A 17,960-nucleotide genomic window follows, 5' to 3' on the forward strand; every position below is an offset into this window, starting at 1 on the left:
GCAAATGTTCAGGGCATTGCCTGTTGGATTTGCTGCTGACTTTATCTTACTTTTAGCCACCCAATTGACACTGAGCTTGGAAACAGTAAGGACACAGCATGACCTCATGGTTTTAGAGAAAAACTGAGGTTGCTATAGACTTCCTGAAGGAAATATTATATGTATTTCAAGTGCTGAATATGCGATCGCTCTCAAAAATTAATCTTTCTGAGAGTAAATATCGTTAATAAATAGCTGCTTCGGCATCGGCTATCAAAGTTTTCATTACAAGTGATTTCTCAACAGCAGAAAATTATACTACGTATAAAAAAAATACTCCTCAAGCTACAATAATTCGTCTAGTTCATCAGGATTCACACCTAATTGACGCAAACGTTCTGCTAATTGTTCTGCTTTTCGTTTAGCTTGAGTAGCTTCTTGTTTAGCTTCTATAGCTTCTTGTTTAGCTTCTGTAGCTTCTTGTTCAGCAATGATAGCTCGTTGACTTGCAGCCACAGTTTCCTCTGTGGGTGCAGGAATTAATTCTCCTGTCAAAGTGAACCACCTTAACCACAACCTTTCAATATCTCGAAATGAACCTTGCCATAAGCCTAAACTTAAATCTATCTCTGGCATTAGTAGGTATCCGTCGGTCAAGTTCATCGGTTCATAGTGACCGTTCATCATTAATATCAAGTCGGTTGCAGGTTGCTCTACCAGTGGGAGAAACTTCAATAATTGTCCTACCATTTGCTGACCACAGAAAATTCTCTGACCAAATTTGTTGACGAGGATTAAATAGAGGTACTACTGCTTTAGTCTCTAAGTCATATCCGGCGACAAAGTTGTAGCGACGTTCATTACAACGACGACAAGCCAATGCTAAATTATTAAGTTCATCAGAACCACCAATAGACTTTGGTATCAAATGGTCTACTGTAAATCTTGTTGTGGAAATGCGTTCTGGAGAATGGCAATATTCGCACAGATAATTTGCGCGTTTACGGACAATTTTTTTAGTGGCATCATCAATCATTGTGTTGAGCTACTAACATCGCATTTATATGGGTAAAAATCCTATCTAGTTCTGCGATTTCTTCAAGTTCGATAACTTGTTCTGGAGTTAGTAAATCAGCTTTTTTGCATTCTAAAAGTTCTTCCAGCCGTGCTTGCAGTTGATCATTAAACTTGAATAAATGAAACTTATCCAGCTTTTCTATTCTGATACTGCCTATTAAGGATGAAGGTCTAGCAATTACAGTTGTCATACTCAGCACGATATAATTTCTCGATATGTGTTTCTATTGTAGTATTTTGATGATCCGAACTGGCTTAAGGCTGGTAATAAGCAAAATATTGTTTTTCAGTGGTATAAAAAATTTTTCTTAATTGCTTATAAATAACTATGGCTGACTAACTGACTTGGGGAATACTGAAATTAAGTTCAATTAAAGGTGTATGAAAAATGTCAACATCTAAAGTCAGTGCCAGACTTACCCCAGCAGATCGGGAAGCCGTTATGCAAGCAATTACTACTATTAAAGAAAAACTACCGTTTTTGGTAGATTTGACAACGGAGGAGCGTAAATCTTTACCTAAGCTGGGTGAAGCGATCGCCAAATGATTAGGCATTACCAATGGTGTCTGCGATCCATCTTCATTTTCTCGCACCATGACAATATGTTCACGTTCCCGAATAATAAGAAATCCTAACAACTCAAATGCTTTGATAACTCTCTTCTTCGGAGCATCGACAGGAAACTTCGGCATTAAATAGCCACCTCTGCTTCTGTCATAAAAGCTTCGATTACTGGTGATTCATCTTCGAGCATTTCTTTGCCAAATATCTCAATGTAGCAGCGAATAGCTGACTTGACATCGGCTAAGGCTTCTTCATAGATGTCACCTTGACCAACTATCGCCCCTTTTATACCAAGAGGATAGGCAACATAACCGTCAGAATGTTTTTCGACAATAATTTTGATTTGTTTCATCACTAGAGCGTTTAGCAAGGTAAACTTTAGGCAATTCTGATGGAGCCTACAATAAGCAGTATATTCAATCGTAATCAATTTATGGCGTAGGCGTAGCCCGTCGTAGACATCGCAGTTGTTAAACCCTCGTCTTACCTAACAACTGGTATTCAGCCCTACTTAATCATTTCTGAGAAATAAGATCCCCGACTTGTCAAACAAAGCGGGGATCTGTGGCTTTCAATTTTTCCTAAAACATTTCATCACACTTCTGGCTCAATCCCCGCCGCCCGCAATTGTGCTGCTAGTCGTTCGGCGCGTTGACGTTCTTGTTCGGCGCGTTGGCGTTCTTGTTCAGTGCGTTGGCGTTCTTGTTCGGCTAATTCTGTTCCCCAAGGCAAAAGGTTTCCTTGTTCATCCCACCACCGTAACCACTTTCCTGTGCGGTTTTCACGAGTACCTTGGGACACTCCAAGGTAAAGATTAATTTCTGCGATCCAGTAGCGTTGATTTTCATCAGGCTCTTGCAAAATGTACTGTTCTGTGGTCTGTAAGCGATACATCTCTAAACTGCCGCTATCTGGTTCAAAGATGATGTAGTTTGGTACTTTTAAAATGCGCTCGTAGAAAAACCATTTTCCTGGGGGATATGTCGCTTTGATAGAATACTCTGTCTCCTGTGTATCGGAAACAAATTCCATCACAATTACGGGAATTTCACCCTGTAATTGAGGGGTGTAACTGCGTATTACTTCTTCTCTACTAACATTAATTTTGGCAATGAAAGCCCAATCAGGGGCTTTAATGACCATTTTGTTGTTTAAAGTGGCACAAATGCCGTAATTAGTTGTTGTTAGGGCGTTAGCTGAAATTTTTCCGGCTAATTGTAGGCTTTCTGTGAGTGCAGCAGCTAAAGCTGGTTGGTTGATGTTATCCACTGGATCGTCTGGGAGTTTGTAATCATCGGGTAGTTTTTCCCAAGTGATTTGGTAGTCTTGGGTGAGGGTTGTCATAGTGGGTTTTCCTTTAGAATTGGGCATTGGGCATTGGGCATTGGGCATAGGTTATTAATTCTTCTCCCCCTGCTCCCTCATCTTCCCAGTCGCCAATAGTTACTCATCTTCATCGGGTTCTAAATCGTCGGCTGTCAATTCCTGATGCGGGATGGCGGCGATAATCGCATCTATCACTTTAGATACTGGTAATATTTCAATATTCAAATCGGGAAATTTTGTCCCTTTTGGTACGATCGCTTTTTTAAATCCTAACTTGGCAGCTTCTTTTAACCGCAGCTCCATTTGGGAAACTGATCGCACTTGTCCGCCTAATCCAACTTCACCGATTAATACTGTACCGGGATCGACGATGCGATCGCGGAAACTCGCTACAATTGCGATCGCAATTCCCAAATCTACTGCTGGTTCTTCCACATTCAACCCACCCGCAGAAGCAACGTAAGAATCTAACTTGGACATCGGAATTCCCACCCGTTTTTCTAAGACGGCAAGAATTTGCACTAAGCGGTTGTAATCTACGCCAGTGCCAGCACGACGCGGTGAGGGGTAGCTAGTAGGACTCACTAAAGCTTGCAATTCTACAACTATCGGGCGAGTACCTTCACAAGCAACAACAATAGCAGTACCAGGTGCGGGATCGTCACGGTTGCCTAAAAATAACTCTGAAGGGTTGGAGACTTCCCGCAATCCATCTGCAACCATTTCAAAGATGCCAATTTCATGAGTTGCGCCGAAGCGGTTTTTCACTGTCCGTAATAACCGATGGGAGGCAAAGCGATCGCCTTCAAAATACAATACTGTATCTACTAAATGTTCTAAAACTTTTGGCCCTGCGATCGCTCCTTCCTTGGTAACGTGTCCGACAATCAGCATGGTGACATCTTCATGCTTTGCCACCTTCATCAGTGCTGCCGTACATTCCCGTACCTGAGCCACCGAACCTGGTGCAGAAGTCAGCGCCGGAAAAAACACCGTTTGGATACTATCAATCACCGCCACATTTGGCTTTAGAGAGTCTATTTCTCGTAAAATTTCTTCTAAATCTGTTTCTGGTAGTACATATAAATCTGCACCTATACTGTCAGGGTCTATGGGTAGTGTAGAATCTACCACTTCTATGGGTAGTGTAGTCTCTACTACTGTAACATTCTCCTCATCAACTACACTTAGTTGTTTTGATACTCCTAAACGAGAAGCTCGTAATTTTACCTGCTGTCCCGATTCTTCACCAGTTACGTAAAGGATGCGATATTTTTGGGCTAATTGATTTGATACTTGCAATAATAAAGTCGATTTACCGATACCCGGATCGCCACCAATCAGCACCATAGAACCTGGGACAATGCCACCCCCAAGCACCCGATCCAATTCTTCATAACCAGACTGCCAACGGGCAATTTGGCGATCAGTAATTTGATCAAACGTTAAAGAGGCTCGTGCTTTAGCTGGTTTATTGTGAGATTTGCCATTGCCTTGAGCCGATTGCCAACTACTCACTCCCCCCCGGCTGGGTACATTTACTGAGGATTGAATAGAAATTTGTTCTTCTAGAGAGTTGTAAGTACCGCAAGCTGGACACTTCCCAAACCACTGGGGCGATTCTGCGCCACATTCGTTACAAGTGAAAAATGTTTTTGGCTTTGCCATTCTTAAATCTTATTAAATATTCTTAATATTTACTTAATTCTTGGGAAAAACTAAAAACCAATAATAGTAGTATTTAGAGGTTTTTCCAAATCAATTCATGGAATGATATCTTAATATTATGGTATTAAAAATTAATCATGTAAATTTTTAGTTAAGGAGCCTTCAGAAACTTGGAAAGTCATAAAGAAAAAATCTTGGTGGTAGACGACGAAGCCAGCATTCGCCGGATTTTGGAAACGCGCCTTTCCATGATTGGCTACGATGTAGTGACAGCTGGCGACGGGGAAGAAGCTTTGGAAACTTTTCGCAAAACTGAGCCTGACCTGGTAGTTTTAGATGTAATGATGCCAAAGCTAGACGGTTATGGTGTATGTCAAGAATTACGAAAAGAATCAGATGTGCCCATTATTATGCTAACAGCCTTGGGTGATGTAGCCGATCGCATCACTGGGCTAGAATTGGGTGCTGATGACTACGTAGTTAAACCATTCTCCCCCAAAGAGCTAGAAGCTCGAATTCGCTCGGTGTTGCGGCGGGTAGACAAAACCAGTGGTTCTGGCATTCCCAGTTCTGGAGTGATCCATGTCGCTAATATTAAAATCGATACGAATAAGCGACAAGTCTACAAAGGTGATGAGCGCATTCGTTTAACAGGTATGGAGTTCAGCTTGTTAGAGTTGGTAGTTAGTCGCTCTGGAGAAGCATTTTCTCGTTCGGAAATTTTGCAGGAAGTTTGGGGTTACACACCAGAACGCCATGTTGATACCCGCGTAGTGGATGTGCATATATCCCGTTTGCGGGCAAAGTTAGAAGATGATCCTAGCAACCCAGAATTGATTCTCACCGCGCGGGGTACTGGTTATCTTTTCCAGCGCATTATTGAACCAGGGGAGGAGTGAGATGAGGCAGGGGGCAGGGGGCAGGGGGCAGGGGAGGCAGGGGAAGCAGGGGAGGCAGGAGGAGAAGAACTATTTATTAATTATTGTCCAATGCCCAATGCCCAATACCCAATGACTAATGACTAATGACTAATGACTAATGACCAAACCTGATCCTAATCGAGTTTTGCGGCGTCTACCCATTGTTGTGGGTGGGCTAGGCGCTGTACTTTTGCTGATTAACCGTTTATTAACACCGGAATTAACCCAGTCTCAATCGCGTGGTGATGTGGTGGGGGTAATTTTGAGCGCGGTGTTAATTTTGACGGGTTTAATTTGGCAGCAAGTTCAGCCGCGATCGCCTGATACTGTAGAACTAATTGGCGAAGAAGGTTTTGTACTCGCAGCAGATTTACCCGAAGCCGTGAAAACAGAGCTAGCGTGGGCATCTCATTTATTGTTGACTAATACAGTAACGCGATCGCTTGTAGTTTTTTATCAAGGTAAAGTTTTGTTGCGTCGCGGCATTCTGGCTACTAAATCTGAAGTTGTACCAGGAGTACTCTTAAAACAGGTACTCGAAAAACAAAAACCGATTTATCTAGTTGCTCTAAAAATATATCCAGGTAGAGTTGAATTTGATTATTTACCAGAAAATACTCAAGGTGTAATTTGTCAACCTATTGGCAATCAAGGTGCATTAATTTTAGGAGCAAATGCTCCTCGTAGTTACACCAAACAAGATGAAAACTGGATTGCAGGAATTGCTGATAAATTAGCTGTTACTCTTAGCTCGAATTTATCCAACCAAGCGACTTAACCTAAATTTAGGTTGGTCATCTGTCACAATAACTCGTAAGTTGTAATTCTTAACTCAAATTAACTTGCTCCTATTTATAGTTAATTACGAATTACGTTAGCGTAGCGGTAGCGAGTCTTGCCTACGGCACGCCAAGGGCGATAGCGCAGCGTTAGCGAGTCATCGAGCGTCACGAGCGTCATTACGAATTATTAACTCACCAAGAAGTCAAAAAATTCCACCCTTCCTTTTCCTCTGGTGTCTTTCCTTCTGTTTCTTCCGGTTCTTCGGGTGTCTTTAAATTTGTCTGTTGAATTAAATTATCATATTCTCCTGAATCAACCCATTTTAATAACTCGCCAGCCCTCATAACTACCCAGGAAAGCTCGGATTCTGTATAGCTTAATATCTTGGTAACTTTATTGACAGTATCAAAGCTATTGGATGCAAGCTCACGGGCTTGGATAAGAAAATCTTCGATTACAGCAGTAGTCAAGTACTCATCTGGTAAACCCGCGAGTTTCATTAGTGTGGTAGTTGCTACGTCAATATCCTGACAAGCCAGCAAACCAGCACGATCAGCAGTGAACCTAGCCATCATTCGCCAATTATACAAACCTCGTTCCATTCCACTAGCCACCAAGCCACCGACTCCCAATGTGGTACTGCTTAACAAATTTTTCAGCGTTGGCATAACAATTGCCATTTGGTGATAACCCATCTGCTGACTCTTGATGCGAGCGACTTCATGTCCGAAAATGTAAAGCAACTCATTTGTATCAAGCCACTCCATTGCATCTAAATTGATACCGACAAGGGGTTTTTCTATCCCAACAATATAGGTTTCAATGTTACCTCTACCTCGAAACAGATACAGTTCAGGAAGCAGAGCAACATCAAGAATTTGGCAAGTTTCTACAAATGCTTGATGTAATTCGGGAAAATTACGGGACGAAATTCTGATTTCGCTACCAAGGCTTTGCAGCCTGAGTAAGTGATCGATGCCATATTCGTTAACTTTTTTGAGTAGTAAGGAGGCACCGGGCATATTTTGCAAAGAAGCCAAGGCTTTGCGATTTCGAAGGGATGTTCGTAGGCTTCATAACTTAGTCCAGTTAATATTTTTCTTGTCATTGATTTTGAGCTTTTAAATAGCAGTTTAGAAGCATTAGCAAACTTACACCACAGTGTACTAGGCATTTATCGCTATCTTACCCAGATAGAATATACAGTAGGGGCGCACATCTGTGCGTCTCTATGAGGAAATTTGGCAATTTACAATTAATCTATGCAAATTATTTATTGGCTATTAATTGCTGTAATGGTTGTGGGTATTGTCGGTGCAGTAGTTCCTGCCATTCCTGGTAGCAGCTTAATTTTAATTGCAATTATTGTCTGGGGAATCGTTAGTAGTTCCTTTGCAGCTATCAAGATTCCCTTGATTGTGACAATTGTAGTTTTACTGCTCAGTGTTGGAGTAGATTTTTTAGCTAGCTATATCGGAGCAAAACAAGCGGGAGCTAGCAAGTGGGGGCAAATTGGCGCAATTGTCGGCTTGGTGGTAGGATTTTTGGGATTATTGCCAACGTTACCTTTTGGGGGCCCATTGTTAGGTATTTTACTAGGCCCGCTTTTAGGAGCAATTGTCGGTGAATACCTTTACCGACGTGAATTTGGGTTGGCGGTTAAAGCAGGTATAGGAATTGTAGTCGGATCTTTGGTTGGAAATTTGATTCAAGGGTTGTTAGCGATCGCCGCAGTTGTAGTTTTCGTTGTGACAACTTGGCCACAAGTCTTTGGCTCATAGCATTTCAAAGGTCTGAACAGCTTGATAACAAAGACTATCCATAGTAAACAAATACAGAGGTTCCTCTCATTTATTCTACGAGAGGAACCGTTTCACTAAATATTACTAACTGGAGAGGTTAGAAATACACTGCATACTCCATTTATCTAGAATCTGGTTGAGTACTCATAAGTATTAAAATTACTTGTATTATTACTAATACGGAAATTATCTTGCTTCATGTCAGAGCTATTGCCAACAGTTAAAACCCTATTAAATGAAAGATATATGAAGCGCAAATATATAAAAAATTAAAATTTTATAAAATATCCCATTGCTTTAAAGATGTGATGAAGACCACTCAGTAAGTCTTGCAGAGTGCAAACCTATGTGATTTTATGGAGATAAGAAATAAATCACGCAAGTTTCGCTTTCACTGACAGTATTTTCTACAGGTTGCTGAAATTCAAAGTTAAGCAATTGCTCTGATTTAAAATTATTACTAGGAGCCTCAAAGATAATGATTGGTTTTAAATCTATATTACTAAATGCAACTTTAGCCATTACTGCTGCACTTCCCCTGGCTACTGCTGGAATATTTACCTCTGCTGGTTCTGCACAGGCTGCTGCATTGGTAGGTTCGTTTGAAGTTAATCCTGGAATCACTAATTTCGGAACTTATAGCTCAATTACATTAGGAAAAAATTCTTTAACATTTCTTCCTGATCCTACACCTATTGCACTTACTAATACAACAGGGAGCTTTAAGACTTTGGGTTTGAATTCTGCATTTGTAGCAGATATTATCCAATTCACTCCTTTGAATGTCTCTAATCCTTTTCTTAATCTTGGTACTCTTACTGCTCCTTTTACTTCCATCCCCACTCCCGGCCAAGTTTTTCCAGGGAGTAATACTAGCTCTCTAACAGATAATAAAAATACATTTGTTTTGAATTCGGCTGGTTATACACTAACCCAACAATTAGGGAATGCAAATGTGGATGTATCTCTTGCACTTAACGGATACTTCCAGGACGTAGTAGGTGGTATACAAACTGCGGGGAAAGGAGATTTAACTTTCCAAATAGCTGGTAACAAAATTTCTGCATTAAGAACTATTGCTAATACTAATTACACAGGTACGGACATAGAAGTAATCACAGCAGCTCTTGCTGACAATCGTGTAATTGAGGGTTTAAGTTTTTCTGGCGCTCTATTCACTACTACTGTTCCTGAGCCAGCTACAATGCTAGGTTTGGGGCTGGTTGGTGCAGGAATGGCTTTCTCTCGTCGTCGCAAAAGCCTAGCTCCATAGACTTGTGCTTGATATAAAGTAGTTACTTTCCGTTTTGGAAAGTAACTACTTTATATCCGACCAAACTGGAATGCAAACTTTTTCCGAACCGGGTCAAATTTTTTATTTTTGTAGGGACGCACAGCTAACTGTGCGATACTAGGCTGTATTACATCAAAACAAGAATCACTATATTTTCCTTAGACAACAAAGTTAAACCGATTGCAAGGAATTTTTCGCTTCAGTTGCGATCGCTTCTACTTGATCGTTAGCCAGAGTTTCTAATATAAATTTGGCTTCTGGACTAGCCAAACGAGCCAAGGCTTGTACAAGTCTGTAACGAATTTGCCAATCTGGATTGGTAGCATAGGGAGCCAACAGAGGAACTGCTTGTACATCTCCCAAGTCACCCAAAGAACTAATAGCAGCAGTTTGGACTAATTCGTTTTCTGATGAGAGTGCCTCTTTAAGCAGTTCAAAGGCTCGTGGATCGCCTAACTCTCCTAATGTAGCAATGATACTGAATTGTATTAGCCATTCACCAGTTGTATGATAAAGGTGCTGTAAATCTTCAAAAGCTTCGTGTAACTTTAGAGCGCCCAAACAGTCTGCTGCTGCTGCTTGTACATCTACTTCGGAGTCATGAAGCAAGCGATTCGCGCAAGATTTCCAAGGATAACTGTAAATTTTGTGTTCCCAGTGTATCCATTTGGCTCACTGCTGAGTAACGTACACGGGAATTGCGATCGCCAATAGCACTTTGAATTAATTCAAAGCCAACCGCAGGTTCCAATACGCGGATTTGATTTACTGCACGTAAGCGATCGCCTAAATCCTCAGAACTGAGCAATTGCTTAACAGACTCCGGAGTAATACTCATTTAGTTATCCTTGATTTTCAAATGTATAAAAAAAACAGACGCGATTAATCGCGTCTCTACTTCTGACTAATCTTGACTAGCAGCCATTGCCCGAATAATATCACCACGAGTGAGGATACCAATTACTTGATCCGTGCCGTCAAGCACTGGTAAGCGGTGAACGCTGCGATCGTGCATGATTGTAGCTGCTTCTCTTAAAGTTTTATCAGGGGAAATAGCGATCGGGTTTTTACTCATCACCTCCCCGACAGTTTGCCCTAGAGCTTTATGCAAATCACGGTCATACGTAGCAGGATTTTTTAAATAGATAACACTATCAAGAAACATAATGTATGCAGGTGGAGTAACACCAGTTTCTTGCCACATCAAATCGGTTTCCGAGATAATACCAACCAATTTCCCGACATCATCCACAACAGGTAGCCCGCTGATGTGTCGTTCTGCGAGAATTTGGATAGCTTCCTTCAGTGGAGTTTCCTCCCGGACAACAATCGGATCGCGGCTCATTACATCGGCAACGGTTTTAGGCATTTATATTCCTGACACCTTTAATCAAAGTCCCTGGCCTATTGTAGAAAATTGCGGGACTCAACCTGATGCAATTAATAGATTGTTACGGGATTGGACATTGGGGTTAGGGGAGAAGTTACAGGTGACGCGAAAAATCTGTACCCTCTAACCTATACCCTATTCCCTTCTTCAGTCCTCACTCCCTTTTAATGCAGCAATAATTTGAATATTTGCTTTCGGAAAAGTAAACTGCTCCAGTTCTGCCAAAGTTACCCAGCGAATTTCATCAGATTCTAAAGGTTGGGGAACACCTGTAAGATGGCGGCAGTGATGTACTGTGAGGGTAACACGCAAGTTTGTATAACTGTGGTCAATAGTAATCAGATGCTCTCCTACTTCAATTACTATTCCCAGTTCTTCGGAAATTTCCCGTTGAATACACTCTTGAATAGTTTCACCAGGCTCAATTTTACCACCAGGGAATTCCCACAAACCACCCATCGCTCCTTCTGGACGACGGCGATCGATTAAAATTTGCTTTTGGTCATTCCAAATTACTGCAACACCAATGATTTTATGGGGTGGGAAAGAACTGATTTCACTCATAGTTAATTGGGAAAATGGGGAGAGACGCAATTAATCGCGTCTGTACTAAGGAGTAAAGGAAAATTCCTAACTCTTGATTAATAACAAAACTCGGCAGACTACTTGTAACTCTGCCGAGTTTAGATTTATTGCAAAGGTGTCTACCTTTGTTAGTTTATCCACAAATGTGCATTAATCATTTAAAAATACGCCTCCGATTTAACTAGTCACCAAATCGTAAGAGGCAACAGAGAGAACCGAAATTAAAAACTCAGCTTTAATATGCAATCCTACTCTGCGGCAAGGTGAAGAGTCTATGGATTTAAATTTTAACCTTAATTGGTCGCTATTTTGGATGTTTTAGAAAAACTTAGCTGATGCATAATTGGGAATTAGCGGCGAAGATTTCCCAGAGACTTATTTTCGATTCACCGCCCTAACTGTGACTACCTATTAGCCCAACAATATATAATTTCCCAAATTTTGCATTTTTTAGTCAACTTCGCTGTTGTTTATTTCAGTCCCTTGTAAGGCCATTTCAAAACTCATTCTTTGTTCAGCGTTACGCAAGAAATAACCACTAATCATCGCAGAAGCGAGAAGCCGACCGAGATTTTCTCGATTTGTGGTTACAGTAACACCAAAATGTTCTGAAGGTAGATTACCCAATAGCCCTGTAATATTTCGTTCCATCACCTGAAAGACTTCGGCAGATGTGGGTTTGGATAGCTGGGTAACTGTCTCTGGACTCAATGATTTAACATACTGCCATAGTAAATCACTAGTTTCTGATTCGCTATTAAAAAATTCTGAGACACGATTGGATGGGTTACTCATTTTTTAGCTCCTTAACTACCACTATTGGCTGCGGTGCTTGTGATTTGAATATTAAATGCTTGTTTTGGATTTGACTTAGTTATTTTGTCTTCCTGTCAACTAATGTAACAGCCTAGCGTAAGAGTGGAAGTAGGTGTAACCGTACAAAAGCCAGCGTATTTTCTCACCCCAATCAGGGACTTCTAACTAAAAAATACCCATCCCTGCGGGACGCTACGCGAACGCTTTGGTGAGCAGGGGAAGCAGGGGAGGAAGAATCTAACGATCGTCTTCGCTCCCAAAATTGAACAATTTAATTTCTGGAAGTTCCTAAATAAAGTGAGGAGTGAAGAGTTAATTAAAAACTCATCACTCCTAACTCATTACTCCTAACTTTTCCCTAACTTGCCAAATATTCATCCATATTGGCTTTAGAACTTTCCCCTAACTTGCCAAATATTCATCCATGTTGGCTTTAGACTTGCGAAGTTTTGTTAAAGCTTCCCGCTCAATTTGCCGCACTCGTTCTCGGCTGATGTTCAGTATTTCGCCAATTCTCGCCAGAGTCAGCGCTTGCCCATCGGTTAACCCAAAGCGCAGTGTGATCACTTCTCTCTGTTGTGGTGTGAGATCACCCATCAGGCGATCTAAGTCATAAGATAGAGAAGATTGCATGACAAACTCTTCGGGAGATGCTCCTGGATCTTCCAGCATTTCTCCGAGTTCGGTGTCGTAATTATCACCCAGTCGCAAATCCAAGGAAAGGGGCAAACGCGCCTTTTCTAAATACTCTCGTACTTGTTTGGGGGTTAATTCTAATTCTTCAGCTAGCTCACCAGCTGTAGGAGCGCGTCCCAATTTTTGAGACAATTGGCGCTGTGCTTTTTTAATCTTATTTAATTTTTCAGTGATATGGATAGGCAGCCGAATGGTGCGGGCTTTTTCGGCTATAGCACGAGTAATAGCTTGCCGAATCCACCAATAGGCATAAGTAGAAAATCTATACCCTTTGGTAGGGTCAAACTTTTCTACGCCCCGTTGCATACCAATACTACCTTCTTGGATCAAGTCTAATAAATCGACGTTACGCTTGATGTATTTTTTGGCAACGGATACTACCAGCCGTAAATTGGCTTCTACCATTTTGCGCTTGGCAATTTCACCATCTGCGATCGCTTCATTCAACTCTGCTGGTTCTAGCTTTGTCGCTGTGGCCCACTCTTCTAGAGTCGGTTGGCGACCTAGCTGGCTGGCAAGACTTTCTCTTGATTCGTGTAAAGTGCAAGAACGTTGCACTTGTTTACCATAGAAAATCTCTTCCTCGTGTGTTAAGAGTGGCACACGGCCAATCTCACGCAGGTAAGTCCGCACGAGGTCTGTGGCTGTCTGAGCGGTCTTCATGGCGCTACTCTTTGGTAATGATGGGTTTGGCGGTAGGGTCATTAAGGGATAGATGCTTTATTTATTAGGGTGCTACCCAGTCAGACTGGGTAGCCATGCTATGGTTTGCAACTTACGCGCCCGATAAACTCGGCTGCTCATAATAATCAAGTTTAGGATTCTTAACTGCTAAAACTACAGTTATTTCCTACTTTGCACAAGTATCTACAGTTAGATAAAAGGTCGCTTTTTAAACATTTTTTTATTGGAGTATTATTAATAATTGTAACATTTATGAGAATGTTTTGGCTATATGGCGACATTAAATTTCCTGGATGTTCCAGTTCATGTAACGTCGTTCTTTTTCTCCAAGCTGGCTAGAAGCCAATTTAAGGAATTATCTGGTTCACATAAGCTTCCTCATATTTGTTAAAGTATCTCTAATGAGAACTATATTTATTCTCTTGTAACAATTACTTAATTTTCTTTTGGCAGGGAGCATGGGCATGGGCATGGGGCATTGGGCATTGGGCATTGGTCATTGGGCATTGGGCAATAATTAATAGTTCTTCTCCCCCTGCCTCCCCTGCCTCCCCTGCTCCCCCCTACTCCCCCTGCTCCTCGTACTCCCTACTCCCTACTCCCCACTCCCCACTCCCTACTACCTAGCAATCGGGCAGTACTCTTGAATGGTTTTTACGTCCAAAGTCGTGTTTTGTAAGGAACGGATGGCAGCAACGGTAGCTTTCGCGCCGGCAATGGTAGTAATGATGGGAATTTTGTAAGCTAAGGCTGTACGGCGGATTAACCTAGCATCAGTCTGGGCTTCTTCCCCTGAAGGTGTGTTGATAATAAGTTGGATTTTTTGGTTTTTGATTGCATCTAAGACGTGGGGACGACCTTCATGGAGTTTCAGCACCAACTCAATATTTAACCCCTGTTCCATAAGAACTCGGCGTGTACCAAGGGTAGCCATCACTGTAAAGCCCAAATCGATAAATTCCTTCACCACACCACTGGCAGCAGCTTTATCGCGATCGCTCATTGATACAAATACAGTTCCACTTAGTGGTAAACGCTCCCCAGCACCCAATTCCGCTTTGGCAAAGGCACGGCCAAAGTCGCTGTCAATCCCCATCACCTCACCAGTGGATCTCATTTCTGGGCCCAATATTGTATCAGTTCCTGGGAATTTATTAAAGGGTAATACAGCTTCTTTTACAGCAATGTGGGTTGGTATGACTTCTTCGGTGAAATGTAGCTCCTCCAAGGTTTTACCTGACATAATTAAGGATGCTAATTTCGCTAACTGTATACCCGTTGCTTTAGAAACAAAGGGCACTGTGCGGGAAGCACGGGGATTAGCTTCCAGAATGTAAACTTGGGGAGAATAGCTGCTTGCACCCACAACAGCAAACTGAATATTCATCAACCCAACGACTGACAGAGCTTGCGCTAGCTGCACCGTCCAAGTGCGAATTTGATTGAGAACTGCTGGTGATAGGGAAATGGAAGGTAAAGAACAAGCGGAATCTCCTGAGTGAATACCCGCTTGCTCGATGTGTTCCATGATGCCACCAATCACTACCCGTCCGGTATGATCGGCGATCGCATCTACATCCACTTCGATGGCGTTTTCCAAGAACTTATCAATCAAAATTGGATGTTCTGGTTCTATGAGTACTGCAAAGCTCATGTAGCGTTCCAACCTCAGCATCGGAATAAACGATTTCCATCGCCCGTCCCCCCAACACATAGCTGGGACGCACCACCACCGGATAGCCAATGCGTTTGGCGACAATCAGCGCGTCTTCGTAACTCCGAGCGATACCATTAGGTGGTTGGGAAATATTTAACTCTTGGAGAATCTTTTCAAACCGTTCCCGATTTTCTGCCATGTCGATGGAATCTGGCGATGTCCCCCAAATTTTAGTGTTCAATCCTGATGTGTCATTGTTAAGAAACTCTTGTAAAGGAATAGCCAACTTTAGCGGGGTTTGTCCGCCAAATTGGATAATTACCCCAACTGGATTTTCAGTTTCGATGATGTTAAGAACATCTTCTTTTGTTAAAGGCTCAAAGTAAAGGCGATCGCTGGTATCGTAGTCTGTCGAAAACTGTCTCTGGGTTGGAGTTGACCATAATTGTCTCATACCCCGCATCTTTCAGGGCATAAGCGGCGTGACAACAACAATAGTCAAACTCAATTCCCTGTCCAATGCGGTTGGGGCCACCACCCAAAATCAACACTTTTGGCTTGGTTGCGGGCATTACCTCTGTTTCTTCTTCGTAGGTAGAATAGTAGTAGGGAGTAAACGCTTCAAATTCAGCCGCGCAAGTATCTACGGTTTTGTAAACTGGGATAATCCCTAGTGACTTGCGGTAAGCGCGAACTTCATCTTCGGTGGTTTTGGTGGCATAAGCTATCTGGCGATCGCTATATCCGTCCCGTTTCACTTCATAAAGTTGCTCTTTTGTCAATTGCTGCAAAGGTGTCCGCTTGAGGAATTTTTCGACATCTAGGAGCTGCTGCAATTTATCTAAGAACCATCGGTCAATACCAGTGAGTTCGTAGATTTCCTCAATAGTCATCCCTTGCTGCAAGGCATAACGCACAGCGAAAATGCGATCCGGGTTAGGTGTCCGCAGTTGGGCGCGAATTTGTTCACCACTGGGCAATTTCTCGGCTTTGTCGCAACCCCAACCAGCGCGTCCGGTTTCGAGCGATCGCAGCGCCTTTTGGAAGGATTCGTTGAAAGTCCGCCCAATTGCCATTGCTTCCCCCACAGACTTCATTTGGGTTGTCAGCACTGGGTCAGAACCGGGGAACTTTTCAAAGGCGAAGCGGGGGATTTTTGTCACCACATAGTCAATTGTCGGCTCAAAGGACGCGGGAGTTTTCTTGGTGATGTCATTTTTAATTTCATCCAAGGTGTAGCCCACAGCTAGCTTTGCTGCCATTTTGGCGATGGGGAAACCCGTGGCTTTGGAAGATAAAGCTGAACTGCGGGAAACGCGGGGGTTCATCTCAATTACAACTACATCCCCATTAACCGGATTGACGGCAAATTGAATATTAGAACCACCAGTTTCCACCCCGATCTCGCGGATGATTTTAATTGCCATATCCCGCAGCCTTTGATATTCTTTATCAGTCAGGGTTTGCGCGGGAGCGACGGTAATTGAGTCTCCGGTGTGGATACCCATAGGGTCAAGGTTTTCGATGGAGCAGATAATCACCACGTTATCTGCCAAATCACGCATCACTTCAAGTTCATATTCTTTCCAGCCGAGTAAAGACTGGTCAATGAGAATTTGCGAAACGGGGCTGGCATCTATACCTACCTGTGCCATTTCTTCAAATTCTTCTTGGTTGTAAGCAATACCTCCCCCACTTCCACCCATTGTGAAAGCTGGACGAATAATTAAGGGATAAGTACCAATTTGGCGGGCAACAGCTTTGGCTTCTTCTAAAGTTTCGGCTGTGTCGCTGGGGCACACAGCTACTCCGATCCTTGCCATTTGCTTCACCAAAAAGTTTTCGGTCTTCGGCTTTTTCGATCGCTGGTAGTTTAGCGCCGATTAACTCAACGCCGTACTTTTCCAACACGCCATTTTTGGCTAAAGCAACGGCGAGGTTGAGGGCGGTTTGTCCTCCCATGGTTGGTAGTAACGCATCAGGGCGTTCTTTCTCAATGACTTTTTCGACTAATTCTGGAGTAATCGGCTCAATGTAAGTGGCGATCGGCCGTTTCCGGGTCGGTCATAATGGTTGCCGGGTTGGAGTTGACCAGGATGACTTGGTAACCTTCTTCTTTCAGCGCTTTGCAGGCCTGCGTACCGGAGTAATCGAATTCAGATGCTTGTCCGATCACAATTGGGCCAGAGCCTAACAGTAGAATCTTCCGGAGGTCATCACGGCGGGGCATAGTAGTTGCCTTGGAATACGAGAATACAAATCCTGATTATTTTAAGGGTCTTTACCCCCTCTCGTACTTTTTATTATTAAGTTTTCTAAGTTTGATGACAGAGAGGGGAGTGGAAGCTGGGGATTGGGGGCTAGGGGAGCAGGAAATGAATAATAATTTCTAACTCCTAACTACCATTGACTATTTTGTATTTCTAATTTTATTTAATTGTGATACTCAAATTTATAAAGCTTTTGCAAATTTTTACTATTTAAGCTGATGACAGCTTACAACAAATGATCATTTATTTTGGACTATATCTGTCTGCTTATTTAGCACACAACAAATTCTTTAGATAAGAATCTATCTTAATTAGCTTATTGCTAAATATGTTCAACGTTAAATATTATGTAAATATGTTTACTTTAAATTAAAAATGGCAGAGATATAGGGATACCATTCTCTGCCATTTTTTATAATATTTTAAGAGTTAGTGCTGTCAACTTTTT

General features: G+C 42.2%; 14 protein-coding genes and 4 pseudogenes. 4 read left to right on the forward strand and 14 right to left on the reverse strand.

Annotated features, from left to right (window positions below; genetic code table 11):
• Positions 1-324: 324 nt before the first annotated feature.
• From ANSO36C_RS15285 to radA, 7 genes and pseudogenes are all read right to left on the reverse strand, one after another.
• Positions 325-666: pseudogene (locus ANSO36C_RS15285) on the reverse strand (Uma2 family endonuclease); the annotation flags it as partial.
• Positions 647-1,015, reverse strand: coding sequence for an HNH endonuclease (locus ANSO36C_RS15290; RefSeq protein WP_323374590.1), 369 nt, complete (start codon positions 1,013-1,015; stop codon positions 647-649). The pseudogene ANSO36C_RS15285 and the gene ANSO36C_RS15290, both read right to left, overlap by 20 nt.
• Positions 1,008-1,247: a hypothetical protein gene (locus ANSO36C_RS15295; RefSeq protein ID WP_251960211.1), complete on the reverse strand. Its 240-nt coding sequence runs from the start codon at positions 1,245-1,247 to the stop codon at positions 1,008-1,010. Before ANSO36C_RS15295 ends, ANSO36C_RS15290 begins: the two co-directional genes overlap by 8 nt.
• A 145-nt stretch (positions 1,248-1,392) precedes the next feature.
• Positions 1,393-1,749: a type II toxin-antitoxin system HicA family toxin gene (locus ANSO36C_RS15300; protein WP_251960506.1), complete on the reverse strand. Its 357-nt coding sequence runs from the start codon at positions 1,747-1,749 to the stop codon at positions 1,393-1,395.
• Positions 1,749-1,991, reverse strand: a complete 243-nt coding sequence (locus tag ANSO36C_RS15305) for a type II toxin-antitoxin system HicB family antitoxin (RefSeq protein WP_251960212.1) — start codon at positions 1,989-1,991, stop codon at positions 1,749-1,751. The genes ANSO36C_RS15300 and ANSO36C_RS15305 overlap by 1 nt, the downstream gene beginning before the upstream one ends.
• 224 nt (positions 1,992-2,215) lie before the next feature.
• Positions 2,216-2,965 (reverse strand): Uma2 family endonuclease, encoded by a 750-nt coding sequence (locus tag ANSO36C_RS15310; RefSeq protein WP_251960343.1) that lies wholly within the window; start codon positions 2,963-2,965, stop codon positions 2,216-2,218.
• A gap of 99 nt (positions 2,966-3,064) precedes the next feature.
• Positions 3,065-4,615, reverse strand: coding sequence for a DNA repair protein RadA (gene radA, locus ANSO36C_RS15315; RefSeq protein WP_251960213.1), 1,551 nt, complete (start codon positions 4,613-4,615; stop codon positions 3,065-3,067).
• Positions 4,616-4,785: 170 nt separating this feature from the next.
• Between radA and rpaB the strand changes: the two genes are divergently transcribed.
• Both rpaB and ANSO36C_RS15325 read left to right on the forward strand, forming a co-directional pair.
• Positions 4,786-5,514, forward strand: coding sequence for a response regulator transcription factor RpaB (gene rpaB / locus ANSO36C_RS15320; protein ID WP_190938733.1), 729 nt, complete (start codon positions 4,786-4,788; stop codon positions 5,512-5,514).
• 139 nt (positions 5,515-5,653) lie between these two features.
• A complete protein-coding gene (locus ANSO36C_RS15325; RefSeq protein ID WP_190938734.1) occupies positions 5,654-6,313 on the forward strand; it encodes a cofactor assembly of complex C subunit B in 660 nt (219 codons plus the stop codon).
• A gap of 196 nt (positions 6,314-6,509) precedes the next feature.
• Here the strand turns inward: ANSO36C_RS15325 and ANSO36C_RS15330 are convergent.
• Positions 6,510-7,426: pseudogene (locus tag ANSO36C_RS15330) on the reverse strand (M48 family metallopeptidase).
• A 154-nt stretch (positions 7,427-7,580) separates the two neighbouring features.
• Between ANSO36C_RS15330 and ANSO36C_RS15335 the strand changes: the two are divergent.
• A complete protein-coding gene (locus tag ANSO36C_RS15335) occupies positions 7,581-8,099 on the forward strand; it encodes a DUF456 domain-containing protein (protein WP_251955242.1) in 519 nt (172 codons plus the stop codon).
• A 499-nt stretch (positions 8,100-8,598) separates the two neighbouring features.
• The gene (locus tag ANSO36C_RS15340; protein WP_251955243.1) at positions 8,599-9,393 is read left to right on the forward strand and encodes a PEP-CTERM sorting domain-containing protein; all 795 of its coding nucleotides are present in this window, start codon (positions 8,599-8,601) and stop codon (positions 9,391-9,393) included.
• A gap of 192 nt (positions 9,394-9,585) precedes the next feature.
• On the opposite strand, the pseudogene nblB reads toward ANSO36C_RS15340, so the two are convergent.
• From nblB to carB, 6 genes and pseudogenes are all read right to left on the reverse strand, one after another.
• Positions 9,586-10,252 (reverse strand): annotated as a pseudogene (gene nblB, locus ANSO36C_RS15345) (phycobilisome degradation protein NblB).
• 66 nt (positions 10,253-10,318) lie between these two features.
• Complete coding sequence (locus tag ANSO36C_RS15350; protein ID WP_251955244.1) at positions 10,319-10,783, reverse strand: CBS domain-containing protein; 465 nt, start codon at positions 10,781-10,783, stop codon at positions 10,319-10,321.
• A gap of 168 nt (positions 10,784-10,951) precedes the next feature.
• On the reverse strand, positions 10,952-11,368 hold the full coding sequence (gene mutT / locus ANSO36C_RS15355) for an 8-oxo-dGTP diphosphatase MutT (protein WP_251955245.1): 417 nt from the start codon (positions 11,366-11,368) through the stop codon (positions 10,952-10,954).
• 471 nt (positions 11,369-11,839) lie between these two features.
• The gene (locus tag ANSO36C_RS15360; protein ID WP_251955246.1) at positions 11,840-12,184 is read right to left on the reverse strand and encodes a DUF760 domain-containing protein; all 345 of its coding nucleotides are present in this window, start codon (positions 12,182-12,184) and stop codon (positions 11,840-11,842) included.
• A 423-nt stretch (positions 12,185-12,607) separates the two neighbouring features.
• On the reverse strand, positions 12,608-13,564 hold the full coding sequence (locus tag ANSO36C_RS15365) for an RNA polymerase sigma factor, RpoD/SigA family (RefSeq protein ID WP_251955247.1): 957 nt from the start codon (positions 13,562-13,564) through the stop codon (positions 12,608-12,610).
• Between the two features lie 640 nt (positions 13,565-14,204).
• Positions 14,205-17,472 (reverse strand): annotated as a pseudogene (gene carB, locus ANSO36C_RS15370) (carbamoyl-phosphate synthase large subunit).
• Between the last annotated feature and the right edge of the window lie 488 nt (positions 17,473-17,960).

This window comes from Nostoc cf. commune SO-36, assembly GCF_023734775.1.
Taxonomy (GTDB): domain Bacteria; phylum Cyanobacteriota; class Cyanobacteriia; order Cyanobacteriales; family Nostocaceae; genus Nostoc; species Nostoc commune_A.

Bases quoted from the DNA above. Each gene is read 5' to 3' on its own strand.
- ANSO36C_RS15340 (WP_251955243.1), top strand. From the start codon at position 8,599: ATGATTGGTTTTAAATCTATATTACTAAATGCAACTTTAGCCATTACT.
- ANSO36C_RS15365 (WP_251955247.1), bottom strand. From the start codon at position 13,564: ATGAAGACCGCTCAGACAGCCACAGACCTCGTGCGGACTTACCTGCGT.
- ANSO36C_RS15335 (WP_251955242.1), top strand. From the start codon at position 7,581: ATGCAAATTATTTATTGGCTATTAATTGCTGTAATGGTTGTGGGTATT.
- ANSO36C_RS15360 (WP_251955246.1), bottom strand. From the start codon at position 12,184: ATGAGTAACCCATCCAATCGTGTCTCAGAATTTTTTAATAGCGAATCA.
- radA (WP_251960213.1), bottom strand. From the start codon at position 4,615: ATGGCAAAGCCAAAAACATTTTTCACTTGTAACGAATGTGGCGCAGAA.
- ANSO36C_RS15350 (WP_251955244.1), bottom strand. From the start codon at position 10,783: ATGCCTAAAACCGTTGCCGATGTAATGAGCCGCGATCCGATTGTTGTC.
- mutT (WP_251955245.1), bottom strand. From the start codon at position 11,368: ATGAGTGAAATCAGTTCTTTCCCACCCCATAAAATCATTGGTGTTGCA.
- ANSO36C_RS15290 (WP_323374590.1), bottom strand. From the start codon at position 1,015: ATGATTGATGATGCCACTAAAAAAATTGTCCGTAAACGCGCAAATTAT.
- ANSO36C_RS15295 (WP_251960211.1), bottom strand. From the start codon at position 1,247: ATGACAACTGTAATTGCTAGACCTTCATCCTTAATAGGCAGTATCAGA.
- ANSO36C_RS15310 (WP_251960343.1), bottom strand. From the start codon at position 2,965: ATGACAACCCTCACCCAAGACTACCAAATCACTTGGGAAAAACTACCC.
- ANSO36C_RS15325 (WP_190938734.1), top strand. From the start codon at position 5,654: ATGACCAAACCTGATCCTAATCGAGTTTTGCGGCGTCTACCCATTGTT.
- ANSO36C_RS15300 (WP_251960506.1), bottom strand. From the start codon at position 1,749: ATGCCGAAGTTTCCTGTCGATGCTCCGAAGAAGAGAGTTATCAAAGCA.